Source organism: Pantoea sp., from assembly GCF_028283705.1.
Lineage (GTDB): Bacteria > Pseudomonadota > Gammaproteobacteria > Enterobacterales > Enterobacteriaceae > Pantoea.
In genome coordinates this window covers 293,979-316,080 of the sequence record NZ_JAPWKD010000005.1, presented here as the reverse complement: position 1 = coordinate 316,080, position 22,102 = coordinate 293,979, and the positions used below count along the sequence as shown (strand labels likewise).

The following is a 22,102-nucleotide window of genomic DNA, read 5'->3' as shown; positions in this document are numbered from 1 at the left end:
GCACAGCGGGGTAAAGCGGCGGGAAAAACCCGCGGCAGGATGCCGCGGGTTGCAGAGGGATTACTCGTCGTGTTCTTCCCAGGCCTGAGCGCGAGCGACAGCTTTTTTCCAGCCCGCATAGCGGACGTTACGCTCGGTGGTTTCAATGCTTGGGCGGAATTCGCGTTCAATTACCGCTTTGGAGCGGACCTCTTCCAGATCATTCCAGAAACCGACAGCCAGGCCGGCCAGATATGCTGCACCCAGCGCGGTGACTTCGCGCACTTCCGGGCGTTCAACACGGGTGCCCAGAATGTCGGACTGGAACTGCATCAGGAAGTTGTTAGCCACGGCACCACCATCCACACGCAGAGATTGCAGGCGGGTGTTGGCATCATTTTGCATCGCTTCCAGCACATCACGCGTCTGGAAGGCAATCGACTCCAGCGTGGCGCGAATCAGATGGTTGCCGTTAACACCACGCGTCAGGCCAAAGATCGCACCACGTGCATACGGGTCCCAATACGGGGCACCGAGGCCGGTGAAGGCGGGCACCATATACACGCCGTTGCTGTCTTTCACTTTCTGCGCGAAGTATTCAGAGTCAGCAGCATCGCTGAACAGCTTCATCTCGTCACGCAGCCACTGAATGGCCGCACCACCGATGAACACCGCACCTTCCAGTGCATAGTTCACCTCACCACGTGGGCCGCAGGCGATGGTGGTCAGCAGACCATGAGTGGAGGTCACAGCTTCGGTACCGGTGTTCATCAGCATAAAGCAGCCAGTACCATAGGTGTTTTTCGCCATACCCGGCTGCACACACAGCTGGCCATAAAGCGCTGCCTGCTGGTCACCAGCAATCCCGGCAATCGGAATACGCGTACCGCCTTTACCACCAATGTTGGTCTGGCCGTAGATTTCAGACGAACCTTTCACTTCCGGCAACATTTCACGCGGAATGTCGAGGATTTCGAGCATACGCTCATCCCACTTCAGCTCGTGAATGTTATACATCATGGTACGTGAGGCGTTGGTGTGGTCGGTGATATGCACACGGCCCTGGGTCATTTTCCAAACCAGCCAGGTATCCACGGTGCCGAACAGCAGCTCGCCACGTTTGGCACGTTCGCGCGCACCTTCGACGTTATCGAGGATCCACTTCACTTTGGTGCCGGAGAAGTACGGGTTAATCACCAGACCGGTGGTGTGCTGGATATACTCTTCGAGGCCTTCTTTCTTCAGCTTGTTACAGTAATCCGCAGTACGCGGGTCCTGCCAGACGATGGCGTTATAAACCGGGTTGCCAGTCTCTTTATCCCAGACGATGGCGGTTTCACGCTGGTTAGTGATACCAATCGCGGCGATTTCGTCAGAACGGATGTTGGCATGGGCCAGCACTTCAACCAGCGTCGAACTTTGTGACGCCCAAATGTCCATTGGGTCATGTTCAACCCAGCCCGCTTTCGGGTAGATCTGGGTGAATTCACGCTGCGAGACAGCGACGATATTGGCGTCATGGTCCAGAATCACAGCACGAGAACTGGTTGTGCCCTGGTCGAGCGCGACGATGTATTTTTTATCTGTCGTAGTCATATGATTTTCCTGATGATCTAAAAGTGAAACTTACGCTTTACGCTGCTCAGCGCGCGCGACCTGATTTTCTGTCTTGCTGGTTACTGCGACGTTAACTGGCAGGTGACGGCCAATCAGTGCGCGGTAACCGAAAGCTCCGAGGCAGGCACCAACCAGCGGGCCAAAAATCGGAACCAGGAAGTAAGGGATATCTTTGCCACCGGTGAAGGCGACGTTGCCCCAGCCTGCCAGCCATGCGAACACCTTCGGACCGAAGTCACGAGCCGGGTTCAGGGCGAAGCCAGTCAGCGGACCCATAGAGCCACCGATCACCGCCACCAGCAGACCAATCAACAGCGGTGCCAGCGGACCACGCGGCACACCGTTGCCATCATCGGTCAGCGCCATGATGAGAGACATCAATACCGCCGTAATCACCATTTCAACCAGGAATGCCTGACCTACACTGATATGGGGATTCGGATAGGTAGAGAAGATACCTGCCAGCTGGAGGCTATCCACGCTGCCGCGTACCATCTGATGACTTTGTTCGAAATCGAAGAACAAATTGTAGTAAAGGCCGTAGACCAGCGCCGCCGCACAGAACGCACCTGCAACCTGCGCCACAATGTAAGGCAGCACTTTACGACCTTCAAAGTTGGCAAACAGGCAAAGCGCCACGGTTACCGCCGGATTGAGATGAGCGCCTGAAACGCCAGCACTCAGATAAACCGCCATGGAGACAGCTAAACCCCAGATAATACAAATTTCCCATTGGCCGAAGCTGGCTCCGGCAAGTTTCAGTGCAGCAACACAGCCCGCGCCGAAAAAGATAATCAAACCGGTACCAAGAAACTCGGCGATGCACTGACCTGTTAGTGTGTTCGTTGTCTGGCTCATAATGGCATTCCTGAAGCGAGGTTAAATTTTATCAGTTGTTGTTCTCAATCCGTTGAGTCACCCAGCGCTCTTGTAGGGCTGCTGTAAATTTATCGTTAACGAGCATAAACGAGAAATAGCGAAATTGAATTCTGTGTGGTCTGTCATAAAAATGCGCGTTTTCGCGTCTTTTGCGTTTTTTTAAGCGCTATTGCCCCCGGTTGTGAATCAGAAATTTCTCGCCAATATGGATAAATACGCTCAATGGGACGTAATTTTTTAGGCATTGACTGAAAAGTGTTACAGACTCCCTTTGCAGGCCTTGCGCCGCTGGACTTGCCGGGGCGCGCTACATACAATCGGGACATCGTTGCTGGCCGCGTCATGGACGGGCGCGCGTTGCGTCGGGTCGGCACCATCAACGCCTTGCAAGATTTAGGAGAGGTCAGAAAGATGTCATTTGAAGTGTTCGAAAAACTGGAAGCGAAAGTACAGCAGGCGATTGATACCATCACCCTGCTGCAGATGGAAATCGAAGAGCTGAAAGAGCAGAACAATACGCTGAAGAATGAAGTTCAGCAGTCTTCCGGTAACCAGGATGCGCTGGTGCGTGAAAACCAACAGCTGAAAGAAGAACAGCATGTGTGGCAGGATCGGCTGCGCGCCCTGCTGGGAAAAATGGAAGAAGTCTAAGCGTACTTTGAACGCTGACAACAACGGGTGCCGCGGCACCCGTTTTCGTCTCTGGGATTACTCGATATCGAGTGCGTCTTCCGACAGGATGATCCCGGTATTGTCAGCGTAGAGATGGTCGCCGGAAAAGAAGGTCACGCCACCAAAATTGACGCGCACATCGCTCTCACCAATCCCTTCCCCGGCAGCACCGGCTGGAATGGCTGCAATCGCCTGAATGCCAAGCTCCAGCTCCTCCAGTTCGTCAACCTGACGTACCGATCCGTACACCACAATGCCTTCCCACTCGTTTTGCACCGCCAGACGTGCCAGCTGCGCATCCACCAGTGCACGGCGCACAGAACCACCGCCATCAACCAGTAAAACACGACCCCGGCCATTTTCTTCCAGCAGGTCGTAAAGCAGGCCGTTGTCTTCAAAACATTTCACTGTGGTTATCTGACCACCGAATGAGGTGCGTCCACCAAAGTTCGAAAAAAGCGGTTCAACAACATTCACTTCTTCATGGTAGATGTCGCAGAGTTCAGATGTATCGTATTTCATAGGGATGTCGTCTGTTTGCCACAGGAGCGGTAAGTATATCGCTATCTGGCAAGTGTTGGCAAAATCATCACCCTATAAAAAAAGCGCTGCATCAATATCCTGCGCAAAAAAATGCCCGGCACAGTGGCCGGGCATTGTTGTTGTGGCAGTGGCTTACAGGATAAAGCGGCTGAGGTCTTCGTCGGCCACCAACTGATCCAGATGCTTGCCGACATACTCCGCGTCGATGATGATCGATTCACCATCAAGATCGCTGGCGGCGTAGGAGATATCTTCCATCAGACGTTCCAGCACCGTATGCAAACGACGTGCACCGATATTCTCAGTGGTTTCGTTCACCTGCCATGCCGCTTCGGCAATGCGGCGAATACCGTCTTCAGTGAAATCAACGTTCACGCCTTCGGTTGCCATCAGCGCCTTGTACTGCACGGTGACAGAGGCATTTGGCTCAGTCAGGATGCGCTCAAAGTCGTTCACAGTCAGCGCCTGAAGTTCCACACGAATCGGCAGACGACCCTGCAATTCCGGAATCAGGTCCGACGGGCTGGCGACCTGGAACGCACCGGAAGCGATAAACAGGATGTGATCGGTTTTCACCATGCCGTGTTTGGTGGAGACGGTACAACCTTCCACCAGCGGCAGCAGGTCGCGCTGTACGCCTTCACGCGAGACATCCGGGCCGGATGACTGGCCGCGTTTACAGATTTTGTCGATCTCATCGATAAACACGATGCCATGTTGTTCAACCGCTTCGATGGCGTCCTGCTTCAGTTCTTCCGGGTTCACCAGCTTGGCGGCTTCTTCTTCAATCAGCAGCTTCATGGCGTCTTTGATTTTCAGCTTGCGCGGCTTCTGCTTCTGTCCACCCAGATTCTGGAACATAGACTGCAGCTGGCTGGTCATCTCTTCCATGCCCGGCGGGGCCATGATTTCCACGCCCATCGGTGCGGCAGCCAGATCGATTTCGATCTCTTTGTCGTCCAGCTGACCTTCACGCAGTTTTTTGCGGAAAGACTGGCGAGCGGCAGAAGGCTCGGCGGTATGCTCTGGCTGGCCCCAGTTATTTTTTGCTGGCGGGATGAGTGCATCGAGAATGCGGTCTTCTGCCATCTCTTCAGCACGGTATTTATTTTTCTCAATCGCCTGAATACGCACCATTTTCACGGCAGCGTCGGTCAGATCGCGAATGATGGAGTCCACTTCTTTGCCGACGTAACCGACTTCGGTGAATTTGGTGGCTTCCACTTTGATGAACGGCGCATGCGCCAGTTTTGCCAGACGACGGGCAATCTCGGTTTTACCGACACCGGTCGGACCGATCATCAGGATGTTTTTCGGGGTGACTTCATGGCGCAGCTCTTCGTCAAGCTGCATGCGACGCCAGCGGTTACGCAGCGCAATGGCCACAGCACGTTTCGCACCATCCTGGCCAATGATAAAGCGATTCAGTTCGCTGACAATCTCGCGGGGAGTCATCTCAGACATGATTCAGATCCTTACGCCTTAGAGGGTAATTCTTCAAAGTTAACATTATGGTTGGTGTAGATGCAGATATCGCCAGCGATATTCAGCGCTTTAGCCACGATATCTTTCGCACCTAAATCAGTATTTTCCAGCAGGGCGCGTGCCGCTGCCTGGGCGTAAGGTCCACCCGAACCGATAGCAATCAGATCGTTTTCCGGCTGGATAACGTCACCGTTGCCGCTGATGATCAGTGAAGCGGATTCGTCCGCCACCGCCAGCAGGGCTTCGAGGCGACGTAGCATACGATCGGTACGCCAGTCTTTAGCCAGCTCGACGGCAGCTTTCACCAAATGCCCCTGGTGCATTTCCAGCTTGCGCTCGAACAGTTCGAAGAGGGTGAAGGCATCTGCAGTGCCGCCAGCGAAACCGGCGATGACTTTGTCGTTATAAAGACGACGCACTTTTTTAACGTTGCCTTTCATTACGGTATTGCCGAGAGTAGCCTGGCCATCACCGCCAATCACTACCTGGCCGTTGCGTCGTACACTTACTATTGTTGTCACGGGCAGACCCCTTGTTGCAGTAGAAAAGGACTCCGCGCACCTGGCGCGGAGTATCATGCAAACTGATATGGGGTAGTAATCAGGAGTTTCAACCCCGATTCACCCGTCATATTACGGGGCTCGGGGGAACTCAGATTATTCAGGGGATAGCGAGGGGAATACAGCTTCCGTGGCCGGAACTGTGCAGGCGTTTCACCGTGCTGTCAGCGCTGCTGCGATCCTTGAAGGGGCCAATGACTACACGATTCCAGCCGCCACCGGTGGTAATTCGGCTTTCAAAGCCTTCGAAGGCAAGTGCCGCTCGTGCGGACTCCGCCTGGTCAGTTCCCTTAAACGAACCACACTGCACCATCCAGCGCTGCGACGATGCCTTCTCTACTGGCTTCGCTTTCACGGTTTCCTGTGGCCGGGTCTGCTGCTCAGGCTCACGCGTAATGGGAGCTGGCTGCTGCTGTGGCTGACGGGTGACCGGTTGCTGTTGCATCTGCTGATGTTGTGGCTGCTGTTGCTGGACCTGCTGTTGGCGCTGCACCTGCTGTTGTTGCACCTGCTGCTGGCGCTGCAATTGTTGCTGCTGACGTTGCAGGGTTTGCTGGCGCTGTGCCGGAGTTTGTTCATTCCACGGCACTTCATTCAGCTGAGTAGGCTGCTGGCGCATATCCGCCTGCATCTGTTCCAGTAGCTGGCGTTGCTCATCGGTCAGCTGCGTTTGCGACTGAATGCCGCCACCGGCAGAAGGTTCCGTGGGTGTGGGCACGGTCAGCTGGCGGTTTTCCAGTTCTTTGATGTACTTCCAGCGCTCTTCCGGTTTCGGCGGCAGCCCATTACCCGCCGCTTTGTGATCCGGCATCACTGGCGTCTCTTCTTTCTTATGATGGGAGATGAACCATAAGCCACCGGCAAAGGTGACCAGTACGGCCGCAGCCAGTACGATCATCAGTTTGGAGGTGCCAGAACCGCCTTTGCTTTTCTTGCTGCGGCCTGTGCTTTTTTTGCGACGCGTCCCTGTTGAACGCCCGCGGCCTACGTAATCTCTTTGTGCCACTCTCGTTCTGATACCCTTCAAAAAAATGCGGGCCTGTAAATATGCTGTTAATAGCCCGGCAAGGAATTCGCCATGTTACTCAAGGGCCGGAAGTTTGACCAGCGGAGTCTGCCTTCAGAATCCGCTGAAAATGCGGTGTAAAGGTGGTCATTTTTCACGTTTTGCAGCGGGGGCCGTGCTTCCACGCACGCGTAGTTCCGCATCCAGCAGGCGTGAACCGTTATTGACGCGTTTCCCCTGCAACTCATCCAGCAGCAGTAGCATCGCCTCTCGACCGATATCAAACCGTGGCTGGGCGACGGTGGTCAGCGGCGGATCGTAATATTGCGCCAGTTCGATGTCGTCGAAACCTACCACCGAAAGATCCTGTGGAATCCGCATACCCAGTTTGCGTGCCTGATTCATGGCACCCAGCGCCATCAGGTCGCTATGACAAAACAGCGCTTTCGGTGGATTGGGCAGGCTCATTAGTTGCTTTAACGCGTTGGCTCCGGCTTCGAAGGTGAAATCGCCATGCACAATCAGCGTGGGATCGACCGGCAGGCTGCTACGGCGCAGCGCCTGAATGTAGCCCTGCAAACGATACTGGCACAGCGGGATATGTTCGGGGCCGGTAATACAGGCGATCTGACGGTGACCGAGTTGCAGCAAATGGTTCACCGCTTCAAATGCGGCAGTCAGGTTATCGATGTGTACTGTGGGTAACGCCATCTCCGGCGCGAATTCATTCCCCATCACCATCGGTGGCAGGTTGCGCTGATCCTCTACACCGGCCTCAAAGGGCAGCTGTGAACCGAGCAACACCATGCCGTCGATCTGGCGTGTCAGCATCAGATTGAGAAAGGTTTTTTCCTGCTGATTCTGATGCGCGCAATCGCCAATCAACACCAGATAACCTTCCTGGGCGGCAGTCACTTCTATGCCGCGGATGATTTCGCTGAAAAAAGGGTCACAGATGTCGGGCACAATCACCAGAATGGTTTGCGTCTCGCCACGTTTGGCATTACGTGCCAGGCCGTGTGGTGAGTAACCGACGGCAATCACTGCCTGTTCCACTTTCTGCCGGGTGGCAGCCGAGACTTTTTCCGGATTCATCAGCGCACGAGAAACCGTGGCAGTCGAAACACCGGCTTTCTCTGCCACATCTTTCATCGTGGCGGCGGATGAGGATTGCTTCTGGTCCAACGTTTTACTCCTGACGCAGTTCGGCGCATTGAAAGTCTGTCGAAAGCCGGGCATCTACCGGGTCGGGCACTATTGTTAACCGAACCCCGGTTGGTGTTGTTACTTAATTTGCATAAAAATTGTGACTTGTGCGACTTTTTTCGATCCGGCTCGCAGATGTGGTGCACGTTAGCTCTCGGTCGGGTCGATATCCAGCGTCCATTTGACCTTACGTGCAGCGGGTAGTGTGGTAACCAGAGGTAGCGAGCTGCTCAGCAATTGTTGCAGACGTTTACGTGATGGATGTTGCAGCAGCAGCTGCCAACGCCAGCGTCCGCTGCGCTTGGGTTGCAGCGCCGGAACAGGCCCCATCAGCCATAGCGCCTGATCTTTCAGCGGACTGGCTTCCAGTAAGTTTCTTAACTGGCTGAGAAATTCGGCTGCCTGCTGATTATCCATATCTTCCGCGCGAAACAGCGCGTGACTGGTCCAGGGCGGCAGATGGACCGACTGACGCTCCAGCAACGCCTGCTCGGCAAACGCGAAATAACCGCGATGCAACAGGGTTTGCAGTAGCGGATGCTCGGGATGGTGCGTCTGCAACAACACTTCGCCTTGTTTGCCCGCACGGCCCGCACGGCCGGCGACCTGAGTATAGAGCTGGGCGAAACGCTCGGCGGCACGGAAATCAGCCGAAAACAGCGCGCCATCGACATCTAATAATGAAACCAATGTGACATCGGGGAAATGGTGACCTTTTGCCAGCATCTGTGTTCCCACCAGAATGCGCGCTCCGCCGCGATGCACATCCGCCAGATGCTGCTCCAGCGCGCCTTTACGGCTGGTGGTATCGCGGTCGATACGTGAGACCGGCACCCCGGGGAAGAGGGTGCCGAGCTGTTGCTCCAGTTGCTCCGTGCCGACACCGACCGGCATCAGGTGGGTAGAACCACACTGCGGACACTGATGGGGCAAGGGGCGCTGGCTATCGCAATGATGGCAGCGTAGCTGACGGTGATGCTGATGCAGGGTGTAATAACGATCGCAGCGCTGGCACTCGGCCAGCCAGCCGCAGTCATGGCACATCAGGGCTGGCGAAAAACCGCGTCGGTTAAGGAACAGCAGTACCTGATTATTCGCCTGTAAATGCTGACGCATCTTGCCCAGCAGCGCGGGTGCCAGGCCGCCTTTCAACTGCTGCCCCTTGAGATCGATTAATTGCTGTAGCGCCGGTTTGGCGTTACCGGCGCGTTTGGTGAGATTGAGCTGGCGATATTTGCCATTGCGCACATTGTGCAGCGTTTCCAGTGCCGGAGTGGCGGAACCCATGACAATCGGAATATCTTCCTCATGGGCGCGAAACACCGCCAGATCGCGCGCCTGATAACGCCAGCCTTCCTGCTGTTTGTAGGAGCTGTCGTGTTCTTCATCAATAATGATCACCCCGGGACGCGCCAGCGGGGTAAACAGCGCCGAACGGGTACCAATCACAATCGCGGTTTCGCCACTGCGTGCGCGCAGCCAGACGGCGAGGCGCTCGCTGTCATTGAGCGCCGAGTGCAGCACATCTATCGGTGCATGGAAGCGTTCACGAAAGCGGGCAATGGTTTGTGGCGTCAGACCGATTTCCGGCACCAGTACCAGCGCCTGTTTTCCTCGCGCCAGCACATTTTCCAGCACGCTGAGATAGACCTCGGTTTTGCCCGAACCGGTGATACCGGCCAGCAGCCAGGCGGCGTAGCGATCGTCTTCGCTGCGAATGGCACCCACCGCCATCGCCTGATCGGTATTAAGGCGTAGTCTCTCACCTTTAACGGCGAAAGTGTCGCGCCAGTCATGTACCTGCGCAGCGTGTTCACGCAAATCACACAAGCCTTTGGCGCGTAACGCCTGCAAAGCGGCATCGGTGAGATCATGGTCGCTGACCTGATGACGATAAAGTGGCTGTTGCCGCAATGCGGCCAGCGCCTGCTGCTGCTTGCGCGCGCGCTTCAGGCTCTCTAACGCCACTTCGCGCCCGGCATCATTAATTACCCATTGCCATAGCGGTGCTTCCTGGGCGGGTTTGCCCTGACGCAACAATACCGGTATGGCATGGTTCAGCACTTCACCCAGCGGTGAATGATAATACTGAGCCGCCCACTGTAAAATGCGCCATAGCGCGGGAGAATAAAGGCTGCTGCTATCGAGTATCTCATCGATCTGCTTCAGCTGTGCCAGCGGCAAATCGCTGGTTTCACGCACGCCGACGACGATGCCCACCATTTTGCGGTTACCAAACGGCACGCTGACGCGCACGCCTGTGACCGGCTGCGGCGCATCGGCAGGCAGCAGATAGTCAAACAGGCGAGGAAGCGGGACGGGCAGGGCAACCTGAACAACGGGCATGACAATCTCTATCCGGTTCTGTAATAAGGAGAAGTAGTGTACACGCTGGCGCGGCAAGCGGATATCTTGCCAAAAGCGGTCATTTTCTGTATACTGCGCGCCGCCTTTGATGAGAAACGCTCGTCAAAGCATACACATATTGTTCAACCGCGTGTGGTGCTGTGCAGGTTTAACCTGGCACGGAGAGCGACACGGCCTTTTATGAGGTTCTCCCATGAAACAAGGTATTCACCCGAAATACGAAGCAGTGACCATCACTTGCTCTTGCGGTAACGTGATCCACACTCGCTCTACCATGAGCCACGACCTGAACCTGGACGTGTGCGGCAACTGCCACCCGTTCTACACTGGTAAGCAGCGTGTTGTTGACACCGGTGGCCGTGTTGATCGCTTCAACAAGCGTTTCAGCCTGCCGACCAGCAAGAAATAAGATTATTTGTCGTCGGCTCTTACGAGAGTCGGCTACAAGAAAAAACCCAGCTTCGGCTGGGTTTTTTTGTTTCTGGCTTCAGTATTCCCAGGTATCGGGATTGATGCCCATCTCACGCATGATCTTCTTCGCTTCTTCCGGGATCTCATCACTACGTTCTTTACGCAGATCAACGTCGTCCGGCAGAGGCTGACCGGTGAAAGCATGCAGGAAGGCTTCGCACAGCAGCTCACTGTTAGTGGCATGACGCAGGTTGTTCACCTGACGGCGGGTACGCTCGTCCGTTAAAATCTTCAGCACTTTCAGCGGAATAGAAACCGTAATCTTTTTGACCTGCTCGCTCTTCTTACCGTGCTCAGCGTAAGGGCTGATATATTCGCCGTTCCATTCAGCCATGGGTTACCTTAATCAATAAAAGTGGAAAGTGGGGAAATCCGTTGATTATGCCCGATTTTTTGGTGCCTGACCCCTGAAAATGCAGGTTTTATGCTTAAACATCACTTTCCTGAAGAAAGCGCGTTTTGAACACCAGGCGATGACGCGTAATTTTAGCGGGTATTGATGCTTTGCTCAATCTATACGCAAAGACATTTAGATGTCCAGATGTATTGACGTCCATTCTTGGAATGCTATCCTGTGGCCTCTTCTTTTTACTCTTCAGGAACAGTAAGCACCATGACGCGTAAACAGGCAACCATCGCAGTGCGCAGCGGTTTGAATGATGACGAGCAATATGGCTGCGTTGTCCCACCGATTCACCTCTCCAGCACCTATAACTTTCTCGACTTCAATGAGCCTCGCGCGCACGACTACTCTCGTCGCGGTAACCCTACGCGTGATGTGGTGCAGCGTGCGCTGGCCGAGCTGGAAGGTGGCGCAGGCGCGGTATTAACCAATACCGGCATGTCCGCGATTCATCTGGTGACCACGGTGTTCCTGAAGCCGGGCGATTTGCTGGTGGCTCCGCATGACTGCTACGGCGGCAGCTATCGTCTGTTCGACAGCCTGAGCAAACGCGGCGCGTACCGGGTGAAATTTGTCGATCAGGGTGATAAAGCGGCATTGCAGGCTGCACTGGCGGAGAAGCCGAAACTGGTACTGGTCGAAAGCCCGAGCAATCCTTTATTACGCGTGGTGGATATTGCCGCGATTTGCCAGGTCGCGCGTGAGGCTGGTGCTATCAGTGTGGTGGATAACACCTTCCTCAGCCCAGCGCTGCAAAACCCTCTGGCGTTGGGCGCTGATCTGGTGCTGCACTCCTGCACCAAATACCTCAATGGTCACTCCGATGTGGTAGCGGGTGTGGTCATTGCGAAAGATCCGGCACTGGTGACCGAGCTGGCCTGGTGGGCCAATAATATCGGCGTGACCGGTGCCGCTTTTGATAGTTACCTGCTGCTGCGTGGCCTGCGTACCCTGGCACCGCGTATGGCGGCGGCACAGCGTAATGCACTGGCGATTGTTGATTACCTAAAGCAACAACCGCTGGTAAAAAAACTGTATCATCCCTCCCTGCCGGAAAATGCCGGTCACGAGTATGCGGTACGTCAACAGCGCGGTTTTGGTGCCATGTTAAGTTTCGAGCTGGACGCCGACGAAAACCGGTTGCGCCGTTTTCTGAAAGCGTTACAGCTGTTTACGCTGGCTGAGTCGCTGGGCGGTGTTGAAAGCCTGATTTCGCATACCGCCACCATGACGCATGCCGGCATGTCTGCCGAAGCGCGCGCAGCAGCGGGAATTTCTGAAACGTTGCTCCGCATTTCTGTCGGAATTGAAGATCACGAAGATTTAATCGCCGATCTGGATAATGCATTCAGGATCGCAGCCGAGGGGTAACCATGACGATTTCAGCAGGCGCGGGAACGCCGACCAGTAAGCAGTTGCACAAATTTGGTGGCAGTAGCCTGGCCGATGCGCGTTGCTATCAGCGCGTAGCCACTATTATGGCGGATTACAGCCAGCCGGGCGATATGATGGTGGTCTCTGCCGCAGGCAGTACCACTAACCAGCTGATTAGCTGGCTCAAGCTGAGCCAAAGTGATCGGTTGTCTGCGCATCAGGTGCAACAGGCGTTACGGCGTTACCACAGTGAGCTGATCGCTGCGCTGCTGCCTGCTGAAACCGCAGAAACCCTCACCACCACCTTTATCCGCGATCTGGAAAAACTGGCAGCGCTGCTGGATGGCACCATTACCGATGCGGTTTACGCCGAAGTGGTCGGGCATGGCGAAATCTGGTCGGCGCGGCTGATGGCGGCGGTGCTGAGCCAGCGTGATATTGAAGCGGTCTGGCTCGATGCACGCGATTTCCTGCGCGCCGAACGCGCTGCTCAGCCACAGGTTGATGAAGGAAAATCCTGGCCACTGTTGCAGGCGCTGTTGACGCAGCATCCGCATAAGCGTCTGGTGGTGACCGGATTTATCAGCCGTAACGAGGCGGGTGAAACCGTTTTGCTGGGCCGTAACGGTTCGGACTATTCGGCCACACAGATTGGCGCGCTGGCCGGTGTCGGGCGCGTGACCATCTGGAGTGACGTTGCCGGGGTTTACAGTGCAGATCCGCGCAAAGTTTCCGATGCCTGTCTGCTGCCGTTACTGCGTCTGGATGAAGCCAGCGAGCTGGCTCGTCTTGCGGCGCCGGTGCTGCATACTCGCACTCTGCAACCGGTGTCGAACAGCGATATCGACCTGCAACTACGCTGCAGTTATCAGCCGGAACAGGGGTCTACGCGTATTGAGCGCGTACTGGCTTCGGGCACCGGGGCGCGTATTGTCACCAGCCACGATGATGTCTGCCTGATTGAGATTCAAATCCCTGACAACCACGACTTCGCCATTCTGAACAAAGAGATTGACCTGCTGCTCAAGCGCGCGCAGTTGCGGCCGCTGGCAATGGGAACGCACCCGGATCGCCAGCTTTTGCAGCTGTGCTACACCTCAGAAGTCGTGAATAGCGCCTTTAACCTGTTGCAGGACGCCGCATTGCCGGGTCATCTGCAACTGCGTGATGGTTTAGCACTGGTGGCGTTGGTGGGGGCGGGTGTGACGCGCAACCCATTACACAGCCACCGTTTCTGGCAGCAAATTAAAGACCAGCCGGTCGAGTTTGTCTGGCAGTCAGATGAACATATCAGCATCGTGGCGGTGCTGCGTGTCGGTCCGACCCAGCATTTGATTCAGGGGCTGCATCAGTCACTGTTTCGTGCAGAAAAGCGTATTGGCCTGATGCTGTTCGGTAAAGGCAACATCGGTTCACGCTGGCTGGAGCTGTTTGCACGCGAGCAGGAGATATTGTCGGCGCGCACCGGGTTTGAGTTCGTGCTGGCAGGTGTGGCAGACAGCCGCCGTAGCCTGCTGAGCTATGACGGGCTTGAGGCGAGTCGGGCACTGGCGTTCTTTGATGATGAAGCCGAGGAGCGCGATGAAGAGTCGCTGTTCCTGTGGATGCGTGCGCACCCGTTTGATGATTTGGTGGTGCTGGATGTCACCGCCAGCGAGCCGCTGGCGCAGCAGTATCTGGATTTCGCCAGCCACGGTTTTCACGTTATCAGCGCCAACAAGGTTGCCGGTGCATCGAATAGCCAGAGCTGGCGACAGATCCGCGATGCCTTTGCCAAAACCGGTCGCCATTGGTTATATAACGCCACCGTGGGTGCGGGTCTGCCGGTAAACCATACGGTGCGTGATTTGCGTGAGAGTGGGGATGCGATTCTGGCCATCAGCGGTATTTTCTCGGGCACGCTCTCCTGGCTGTTCCTGCAATTTGATGGCACCGTGCCCTTCACCGAATTGGTGGATCAGGCGTGGCAGCAGGGGCTGACGGAGCCCGATCCGCGCGTTGACCTTTCGGGCCTGGACGTGATGCGCAAGCTGGTGATTCTGGCGCGTGAAGCGGGTTACAACATCGAGCCGGATCAGGTACGGGTGGAGTCGCTGGTGCCCGCCAGCTGTGAAGGAGAATCGATCGATCACTTCTTTGAGAACGCGGACGAACTGAATGATCAGATGCTCCAGCGTCTGGAAGCGGCACAGGAGATGGGGCTGGTACTGCGTTATGTGGCGCGCTTCGATGCCAATGGCAAAGCACGTGTAGGGGTTGAGGCGGTGCGCCCTGAGCATCCGCTGGCGGCGCTGCTGCCGTGTGACAACGTGTTTGCTATCGAAAGCCGCTGGTATCGCGACAACCCGCTGGTGATTCGTGGACCAGGTGCCGGACGTGACGTCACCGCCGGGGCCATTCAGTCGGATATCAACCGCCTCGCGCAACTGCTGTAATTTGCCTTCCTCCAGCAGACGACTCCCTGTCGTCTGCTTTATTCATTTTCCCCGCTTCGATCATGAAACTCTTTCATGTTGGTTGAATTTTTGTCACGCCTGTTTATTAATTTTCAGTTGACGCTACGCTGCGGATCGTTCATTTTGTGCATCTGGACGTCTAAACGTATGGATGTTCGCAGACCGCAAATAATCGATGTGTGAAGATGAGGTAACAGGATGAGTTTCTTTCATGCCAATCAGCGCGAAGCGCTGAATCAAAGCCTGGCTGAGTTGAACGGGCAAATTAATGTCTCCTTTGAGTTTTTCCCGCCCGGGACCCCCGAAATGGAAGAAACCCTGTGGAACTCTATCGATCGCCTCAGCAGCCTGAAGCCGAAATTTGTCTCGGTCACCTATGGCGCGAATTCCGGCGAGCGTGACCGTACCCATAGCATCATCAAAGGCATTAAAGAGCGTACCGGCCTGGAAGCAGCTCCACATCTGACCTGCATTGATGCGACCCGCGATGAACTGCGCACTATCGCTCGCGATTACTGGGATAGTGGCATTCGTCATATTGTGGCGCTGCGTGGCGATTTACCGCCGGGTGCGGGCAAGCCGGAGATGTACGGTTCTGACCTGGTTGAGCTGCTGAAAGAAGTGGGCGATTTTGATATCTCCGTGGCGGCTTACCCGGAAGTCCACCCGGAAGCCAAAAGCGCGCAGGCAGACCTGATCAACCTGAAGCGTAAGATTGATGCCGGTGCTAACCGCGCCATTACCCAGTTCTTCTTTGATGTCGAAAGCTACCTGCGCTTCCGCGATCGTTGTGTGGCGACCGGTATTGATGTGGAAATCGTGCCGGGTATTCTGCCGGTGTCTAACTTCAAACAGTTGCAGCGCTTTGCCACCATGACCAACGTACGTGTTCCCGGCTGGATGAATGCAATGTTTGCTGGTCTGGATGATGATCCGGAAACCCGCAAGATGGTGGGGGCCAATATCGCGATGGATATGGTGAAGATTCTGTCGCGGGAAGGGGTGAAAGATTTTCACTTCTATACGCTGAACCGTGCCGAAATGAGTTACGCGATTTGTCATACGCTGGGTGTGCGTCCGGGTATTGCGGTCTGATATAACATATTGTATGAAAGAAAGGGCTACGGCCCTTTTTTATATGGATAAAATCCGTTATCCACCTTTTATCATTGATGCCGGACTGATGAAAAATCAGGTGAATACTTATTTTATTAAGATAATCACCCTGCGCCTCACGTAATTACTCTTCAGAAACATTCTTAATCTCTCATTAAAAATAAGCCATAAAATTCATCTGACATAATTCATTTGATGATTAATTTATGATTTCATTTTTATCCCCCTTCATTGTTGAAAATTGAACACTTATTGTACATGGTGGTTAATTAAAAATCAGGAGGAGATAGCCTGGAAATAAATGGCGATAGCTGTGTTAATTATAAATTATTAAAAATAAATGATAATTGTTAGTGAGGAATTAATTTTGAATTTGACAAGAATTCCAACTTGCACTTGCGTACCAAACCTACACCTTAACGATATTGATCATACTAAAAGCCGGTCAATATTTATTAAAAACATCAATCAGAGGAAAAACACGTCAATCACGATAGAGTCAAATATAAAAATAACTAAACAGAGAAATAAAACCCCGCCTCAGACCCCCAAAGAACACCGGATGCAGCAATTTCCAGGTTATTTCCTTATATCTAGTGGCAAAGAGCTGTATCACATAGTTAACGGCGGAATGCATATTGCTGATTTACAGACCGCAAAAACCATGAATAACCTCATCCAGGAAGGAAAACATCTTCAGGATTTTCCAGTTGAAAATAAAGCGATTTCTGATGAGATTAATAAAATAAAAGATCTCTTAATGCAGGTCGCTGACGATGAGCTGCGCACGTTGACCCAACCTCTCTCGTTACAGATAACTAACAACAATGTCAGCCTGAATACATCACAGGAGATGTCTGAAAAACAATGGCTGGAGCAGCATGACAAACCGGGGAATTACCTGGTGTTAAACGGTAATAATGATGAAACCTATGTCTCTTTTATCGCTCAGCGGGTTAAAAATAGTGCATATCTGAAAATTATCACCAGTGGTTTTGGTGGGCATGGCACAACTGATCGCCATACTATCTCTACTAATCAAACTGAAGCGGACAGGTTCAAAGATATTCTGATGAGCAATGGCGTTGCTGAGGAAAAAATACTCGTTGATCCCTGGTCCACTAATAGTGGTCAGAATGCCATCAACGTGGCGGGGATTCTGAATGATCAAATTCAGGCTGAAGATAAAGTGACAATTATTATCGCCGGAACACCGGCAGCGGTTTTTCGTCAGACTTATACGTATGCAAAGCAACTGGATATCGCAGCAGATAGTTATCAAATCGAGTCATTCCCCTTTAGCGAAAAAGGTGCATATATCACCCTACCTGATAAATTGGCTATTTTACGCGAGTTCTCGACCACACTGCATTATCTTATGAATACCGATTATTTGCCTGCTGATGCACAGCTCTATCCTGACTCGTTCTTTGATAGCGCGGTAGATACTATCCAGACAATGGCAAAAGGATTAAAGAAAAAAGATACAGAGGTGATTGAAAAGTATCAAAGCGTCATTGATGCCATGGAGTCCATATCTGCGGAGATGATTTCTCGCCTGAAAAACAATAATCACACCACGGAAGATAAAAATAATATCAGGATGGTAGACCAGTTTTTTCGTGGGTTGTTTAACCCGCTGGAGATGACGTTTGCAAGGGGGAGTGTATAAAAATTAACGCGTTGAAATAAAAACGATATTCAAATGTCATGCGCGGCGAGCGTTTTGCAACACTTGCCGCGCATTTTTTGTCCTCAACAGGACATGAGGACTTAACCGGTATTACGCATTCCCGCCGCAACACCCGCGATGGTGACCATCAGCGCCTGTTCCACGCGCGCATCCGGTTCATCACCGCGCTCTTCCTGCGCGCGTGAACGGTGCAGCAGTTCCGCCTGCAGCACGTTAAGCGGGTCAGTGTAGACGTTACGCAAGGCGATGGATTCAGCAATCCACGGTTGATCTGCCATCAGATGCGCATCGTTAGCGATAGTCAGCACCGCTTTGATATCCGCATCCAGCTGGTCGCGCAGTTGCTGGCCCAGCGGCCACAGGGATTTGTCGACCAGGCGCTGATCGTAGTATTCCGCCAGCCACAGGTCGGCTTTCGAGAACACCATCTCCAGCATGCCGAGACGGGTAGAGAAGAATGGCCAGTCGCGGCACATCGTCTCCAGCTGATCCTGGTGGCCTTGTTCCATCGCTTTCTGAATCGCGGCACCTGCACCCAGCCAGGCGGGCAGCATCAAACGGTTCTGCGTCCAGGCAAAAATCCATGGGATGGCACGCAGTGATTCCACACCACCGCTGGCACGGCGTTTCGCCGGACGTGAGCCGAGCGGCAGTTTACCCAGTTCCTGCTCCGGCGTAGCTGAGCGGAAATAGGGTACGAAATCAGGATTCTCACGCACATAGCCACGGTACATCGCACAGGAGTGGGCTGACAGACCATCCATGATGTCGCACCATTCGCTTTTCGGCTCCGGTGGCGGCATCAGGTTGGCTTCGAGAATCGCCCCGGTGTACAACGACAGGCTGGCAATTGTCACTTCCGGCAGGCCGTATTTGAAGCGAATCATCTCACCCTGCTCGGTGACGCGCAGGCCGCCTTTCAGGCTACCCGGTGGCTGTGACAGCAACGCTGCGTGCGCCGGTGCACCGCCACGCCCGATGGAGCCGCCACGTCCGTGGAACAGCGTCAGGGCGATACCGGCTTTCTCGCAGGTCTTGATCAGGGCATCCTGCGCCTGGTACTGCGCCCAGCTGGCAGCCATCACGCCGGCATCCTTCGCCGAGTCAGAGTAGCCAATCATCACCATCTGCTTGCCCTGAATAAAGCCGCGATACCAGTCGATGCTCAGTAGCTGGCTCATCACGTCATCAGCGTTATTCAGGTCATCAAGGGTTTCGAACAGCGGGGCCACCGGCATCGCGTAAGAAATCCCGGCTTCTTTCAGCAGCAGATGCACTGCCAGCACGTCCGACGGGGTTTTCGCCATCGAAATCACGTAAGCGGCAATTGAGCCTTGTGGCACTTCGGCAGCGACCTTGCAGGTATCCAGCACTTCGCGGGTGTTATCGCTTGGCTGCCACTGGCGTGGCAGCAGGGGACGTTTTGAATTCAGTTCGCGGATCAGGAATGCCTGCTTATCGGCTTCTGACCAGCTTTCATAATCACCGAGGCCGAGATAGCGCGTCACCTCAGCAATGGCTTCCGTATGACGGGTGCTCTCCTGACGCAGGTCGATACGTACCAACGGCACACCAAAACATTTCACGCGGCGCAGCGTATCCAGCAGCTGTCCATTGGCAATGATGCCCATGTCGCACTGTTGCAGTGACTGATAGATGGCATACAGCGGCTGCCACAGTTGATCGTTGGAAACCAGTAAATCGGCCGGACGCGGCAGTCGCTCGCCCTTCAGACGGCGCTCCAGATAGGCTTGTGTGGACATCAGCTGGCTGCGGATGCGCTTCAGAATAACGCGGTACGGCTCCAGCGCTTCCGGGTCGCCACACAGTTCACGCACTTCGTCACTGCATTCGGACATCGACAGCTCAGAAATCAGCACGCCGACATCGCGCAGGAACAGGTCGGCGGCTTTCCAGCGGCCCAGTTGCATCGCCTGGCGCGTGATGCTGGCGGTGACGTTCGGATTGCCATCGCGGTCGCCGCCCATCCAGGAGGTAAATTGCACCGGGACAAAATCCACCGGCAGCTGCATACCAAAGGTTTCTTCCACCTGCTCATTCAGCTCACGCAGAAACGCCGGTACGCCTTCCCACAGGCTATTTTCCACCACGGCAAAGCCCCATTTGGCTTCATCGACCGGGGTCGGACGGTATTTACGGATTTCGTCAGTGTGCCAGGCCTGAGCAACCAGCTGGCGCAGACGGCGCATCACCTGGTTGTACTCATACTCGGTGATATCACTGTGGTCGAGTTGTTGCAGGCAGCTGTTCACTTCAACCAGTTTATGGATCAGTGTACGGCGGGTAATTTCGGTCGGGTGCGCAGTGAGTACCAGCTCCAGCGAGAGTGATTCAATGGCGGCACGGATATCGCTTTCGTTGAGGTCTTTCTGTTGTTTCAGGCGATCAAAGGTGGTTTTCAGTAGCTCAGGGTGATTAGCACCCTCGCCGCTGCGGGCAATGGTCTGATACTGTTCAGCCACGTTGGTTAGATTCAGGAACTGACTAAATGCGCGAGCCACTGGCAAGAGCTCGTCATTGGAGAGGTTTTGCAGTGTGGACAGCAGTTCCTTACGATGAGTGTCATTTCCTGCACGAGATGACTTAGAGAGCTTGCGGATGGTCTCCACCCGATCGAGGATGTTCTCTCCCAGTGCATCCTTTATCGTATCCCCGAGCAGTTTGCCGAGCATACTGACATTACTTCGCATTGCGGAATATTGTTCGTTCATGTGACCCTGACACCCTTATCGTCTTTTTAATCTATATACCCAACGGGCATAACTTCGTCTTTTATCTAGCCACGTATCGCTCTGTTCGTCAATTGCCTTAAACTGACGAAATTTCGCTGCTAAATGATGGAAATTCAAAGAATTTAACGAGAGTGAAGCGAGATAAGTTATTCTTATTATCAAATCCCGAACATTGACGGGGCATTTTGCTGATTAAACAGTGAAATGCCCCGCCGATTGTTCATCAGTGACAAAAATGATGCACAACCTGCGTGATAAGCGCATGGGTCGGTTTAATAAATGCCGTATCAATAAATTCATCCGGCTGATGAGCCTGGTTGATGGAACCTGGGCCTAACACCAGGGTTGGGCACAATTGCTGAATAAACGGCGCTTCGGTGCAATAGTTCACCACTTCGGTTGGTGTGCCCAGCAATTTCTCCACCACTTTCACCAGCTCATGATCCACCGGACATTCATAACCCGGAATCGGCGGATGCAGCTCACCCACGGTCAGACGGCCTGGCCAGCGTTCGCTCACCGGGGCCAGCGCTTCATTCAGCAGACCATCCAGATCGCTCAGGGTCAGGCCCGGCAGCGGACGAATATCCATATGCAGTTCACAGCAGGCGCAAATGCGGTTGGCGGCATCGCCACCATGAATATGACCGAAGTTCATGGTTGGGTAGGGGATGGCAAAACCATCATGGTTATAACGCGTTTTCAGCGTATTACGCAGCTGCATCAGCTGGGTGATGGATTCATGCATCAATTCAATCGCGTTCACACCGCGTGATGGGTCACTGGAGTGGCCCGATTGCCCCTGAATACGAATCACATTCGAGAGATGACCTTTGTGCGCGCGCACCGGCTTCAGTGACGTCGGTTCGCCGATGATGGCGCAATCCGGACGCAGCTGGGTGGATTCAGCAAAATACTTCGCGCCTGCCATGGTGGTTTCTTCATCGGCGGTCGCAAGAATGTAGAGCGGTTTGCTCAGTTTGGTCACGTCAACGTCACGCAGTGCATCCAGAATAAAGGCAAAGAAGCCTTTCATGTCTGCGGTGCCTAAACCGTACAACTTGTTGTCGTGCTCAGTCAGGGTAAAAGGATCACGCGTCCAGCGGCCATCATCGAACGGAACGGTATCGGTGTGACCCGCCAGTAACAAGCCACCCGCGCCCGATCCCGTCTTCGCCAGCAGGTTAAATTTATGCCGCGTACCCGGTACCGGTTGCACCTCGGTACTGAAACCAAGATCGCGAAACCAGCCTGCCAGCAAATTGATTAAAGTTTCATTGCTCTGATCGAGTGCGGCGTCAGTGGCACTGATCGACGGTGTGGCAATCAGCTGGCGGTAGAGTTCGATAAAAGGTGGTAATTTTGTCTTCACTGTTGACGGTCCTTGGGTTAGGATGTATCAATATTCATGCATTAATAGTGAATAAAAATACATTAACGTCGTCTGCATGTGAACAGTAAATTTTCTGCAAACGGCATCGTGGGCAACGGGGCAAGGCCGCGACCCGGAACGTGTGACTGT

Annotated in this window: 17 protein-coding genes; 6 read left to right on the top strand and 11 right to left on the bottom strand. The window is 54.0% G+C overall.

What is annotated here, in order from left to right:
* Positions 1-60 precede the first annotated feature (60 nt).
* Together glpK and PW844_RS04865 are read right to left on the bottom strand one after the other, a co-directional pair.
* Complete coding sequence (gene glpK / locus PW844_RS04870) at positions 61-1,575, bottom strand: glycerol kinase GlpK (protein WP_299448488.1); 1,515 nt, start codon at positions 1,573-1,575, stop codon at positions 61-63.
* A 30-nt stretch (positions 1,576-1,605) separates the two neighbouring features.
* On the bottom strand, positions 1,606-2,454 hold the full coding sequence (locus PW844_RS04865) for an MIP/aquaporin family protein (RefSeq protein ID WP_299448486.1): 849 nt from the start codon (positions 2,452-2,454) through the stop codon (positions 1,606-1,608).
* Positions 2,455-2,886: 432 nt separating this feature from the next.
* Here PW844_RS04865 and zapB point away from each other — a divergent pair, with 432 nt between their 5' ends.
* Positions 2,887-3,126 carry a cell division protein ZapB gene (gene zapB / locus PW844_RS04860; protein ID WP_208716896.1) on the top strand — a complete coding sequence of 80 codons (240 nt, stop codon included), beginning with the start codon at positions 2,887-2,889 and terminating at the stop codon, positions 3,124-3,126.
* 57 nt (positions 3,127-3,183) lie between these two features.
* Here zapB and rraA read toward each other — a convergent pair whose 3' ends face one another.
* The 6 genes from rraA to priA all read right to left on the bottom strand — a co-directional run bounded on the left by rraA (position 3,184) and on the right by priA (position 10,293).
* The gene (gene rraA / locus PW844_RS04855) at positions 3,184-3,669 is read right to left on the bottom strand and encodes a ribonuclease E activity regulator RraA (protein WP_084877871.1); all 486 of its coding nucleotides are present in this window, start codon (positions 3,667-3,669) and stop codon (positions 3,184-3,186) included.
* 153 nt (positions 3,670-3,822) lie between these two features.
* Positions 3,823-5,154 carry an HslU--HslV peptidase ATPase subunit gene (gene hslU / locus PW844_RS04850; RefSeq protein ID WP_299448479.1) on the bottom strand — a complete coding sequence of 444 codons (1,332 nt, stop codon included), beginning with the start codon at positions 5,152-5,154 and terminating at the stop codon, positions 3,823-3,825.
* An 11-nt stretch (positions 5,155-5,165) separates the two neighbouring features.
* The gene (gene hslV / locus PW844_RS04845) at positions 5,166-5,696 is read right to left on the bottom strand and encodes an ATP-dependent protease subunit HslV (protein ID WP_084877866.1); all 531 of its coding nucleotides are present in this window, start codon (positions 5,694-5,696) and stop codon (positions 5,166-5,168) included.
* A 139-nt stretch (positions 5,697-5,835) separates the two neighbouring features.
* Entirely contained in the window at positions 5,836-6,741 is a 906-nt protein-coding gene (gene ftsN / locus PW844_RS04840; RefSeq protein ID WP_299448477.1) for a cell division protein FtsN, read from the bottom strand.
* Positions 6,742-6,888: 147 nt separating this feature from the next.
* Complete coding sequence (cytR, locus tag PW844_RS04835) at positions 6,889-7,926, bottom strand: DNA-binding transcriptional regulator CytR (RefSeq protein WP_299448475.1); 1,038 nt, start codon at positions 7,924-7,926, stop codon at positions 6,889-6,891.
* 168 nt (positions 7,927-8,094) lie between these two features.
* Positions 8,095-10,293, bottom strand: coding sequence for a primosomal protein N' (gene priA, locus PW844_RS04830; protein WP_299448473.1), 2,199 nt, complete (start codon positions 10,291-10,293; stop codon positions 8,095-8,097).
* Between the two features lie 214 nt (positions 10,294-10,507).
* Here priA and rpmE point away from each other — a divergent pair, with 214 nt between their 5' ends.
* The gene (rpmE, locus tag PW844_RS04825; RefSeq protein ID WP_084877857.1) at positions 10,508-10,723 is read left to right on the top strand and encodes a 50S ribosomal protein L31; all 216 of its coding nucleotides are present in this window, start codon (positions 10,508-10,510) and stop codon (positions 10,721-10,723) included.
* Positions 10,724-10,801: 78 nt separating this feature from the next.
* On the opposite strand, the gene metJ is transcribed toward rpmE, so the two are convergent.
* A complete protein-coding gene (metJ, locus tag PW844_RS04820; RefSeq protein WP_013510984.1) occupies positions 10,802-11,119 on the bottom strand; it encodes a met regulon transcriptional regulator MetJ in 318 nt (105 codons plus the stop codon).
* 279 nt (positions 11,120-11,398) lie between these two features.
* Between metJ and metB the strand changes: the two genes are divergently transcribed.
* The 4 genes from metB (at position 11,399) to PW844_RS04800 (ending at position 17,806) form a co-directional block, all read left to right on the top strand.
* Positions 11,399-12,559: a cystathionine gamma-synthase gene (metB, locus tag PW844_RS04815; RefSeq protein ID WP_299448467.1), complete on the top strand. Its 1,161-nt coding sequence runs from the start codon at positions 11,399-11,401 to the stop codon at positions 12,557-12,559.
* A 2-nt stretch (positions 12,560-12,561) separates the two neighbouring features.
* Entirely contained in the window at positions 12,562-14,997 is a 2,436-nt protein-coding gene (locus tag PW844_RS04810; RefSeq protein ID WP_299448465.1) for a bifunctional aspartate kinase/homoserine dehydrogenase II, read from the top strand.
* 219 nt (positions 14,998-15,216) lie between these two features.
* Complete coding sequence (metF, locus tag PW844_RS04805) at positions 15,217-16,113, top strand: methylenetetrahydrofolate reductase (RefSeq protein WP_084877850.1); 897 nt, start codon at positions 15,217-15,219, stop codon at positions 16,111-16,113.
* A gap of 583 nt (positions 16,114-16,696) precedes the next feature.
* The gene (locus tag PW844_RS04800; protein ID WP_299448462.1) at positions 16,697-17,806 is read left to right on the top strand and encodes a YdcF family protein; all 1,110 of its coding nucleotides are present in this window, start codon (positions 16,697-16,699) and stop codon (positions 17,804-17,806) included.
* 101 nt (positions 17,807-17,907) lie between these two features.
* Here PW844_RS04800 and ppc read toward each other — a convergent pair whose 3' ends face one another.
* Together ppc and argE are read right to left on the bottom strand one after the other, a co-directional pair.
* Complete coding sequence (gene ppc / locus PW844_RS04795) at positions 17,908-20,559, bottom strand: phosphoenolpyruvate carboxylase (RefSeq protein WP_299448460.1); 2,652 nt, start codon at positions 20,557-20,559, stop codon at positions 17,908-17,910.
* 244 nt (positions 20,560-20,803) lie between these two features.
* Complete coding sequence (argE, locus tag PW844_RS04790) at positions 20,804-21,952, bottom strand: acetylornithine deacetylase (protein ID WP_299448458.1); 1,149 nt, start codon at positions 21,950-21,952, stop codon at positions 20,804-20,806.
* Positions 21,953-22,102: the final 150 nt, after the last annotated feature.

What these genes read in the sequence shown, in the direction of transcription:
- glpK (WP_299448488.1), bottom strand. Translation starts at nt 1,575, where the DNA reads ATGACTACGACAGATAAAAAATACATCGTCGCGCTCGACCAGGGCACA.
- PW844_RS04865 (WP_299448486.1), bottom strand. Translation starts at nt 2,454, where the DNA reads ATGAGCCAGACAACGAACACACTAACAGGTCAGTGCATCGCCGAGTTT.
- zapB (WP_208716896.1), top strand. Translation starts at nt 2,887, where the DNA reads ATGTCATTTGAAGTGTTCGAAAAACTGGAAGCGAAAGTACAGCAGGCG.
- rraA (WP_084877871.1), bottom strand. Translation starts at nt 3,669, where the DNA reads ATGAAATACGATACATCTGAACTCTGCGACATCTACCATGAAGAAGTG.
- hslU (WP_299448479.1), bottom strand. Translation starts at nt 5,154, where the DNA reads ATGTCTGAGATGACTCCCCGCGAGATTGTCAGCGAACTGAATCGCTTT.
- priA (WP_299448473.1), bottom strand. Translation starts at nt 10,293, where the DNA reads ATGCCCGTTGTTCAGGTTGCCCTGCCCGTCCCGCTTCCTCGCCTGTTT.
- rpmE (WP_084877857.1), top strand. Translation starts at nt 10,508, where the DNA reads ATGAAACAAGGTATTCACCCGAAATACGAAGCAGTGACCATCACTTGC.
- metJ (WP_013510984.1), bottom strand. Translation starts at nt 11,119, where the DNA reads ATGGCTGAATGGAACGGCGAATATATCAGCCCTTACGCTGAGCACGGT.
- metB (WP_299448467.1), top strand. Translation starts at nt 11,399, where the DNA reads ATGACGCGTAAACAGGCAACCATCGCAGTGCGCAGCGGTTTGAATGAT.
- PW844_RS04810 (WP_299448465.1), top strand. Translation starts at nt 12,562, where the DNA reads ATGACGATTTCAGCAGGCGCGGGAACGCCGACCAGTAAGCAGTTGCAC.
- metF (WP_084877850.1), top strand. Translation starts at nt 15,217, where the DNA reads ATGAGTTTCTTTCATGCCAATCAGCGCGAAGCGCTGAATCAAAGCCTG.
- PW844_RS04800 (WP_299448462.1), top strand. Translation starts at nt 16,697, where the DNA reads ATGCAGCAATTTCCAGGTTATTTCCTTATATCTAGTGGCAAAGAGCTG.
- ppc (WP_299448460.1), bottom strand. Translation starts at nt 20,559, where the DNA reads ATGAACGAACAATATTCCGCAATGCGAAGTAATGTCAGTATGCTCGGC.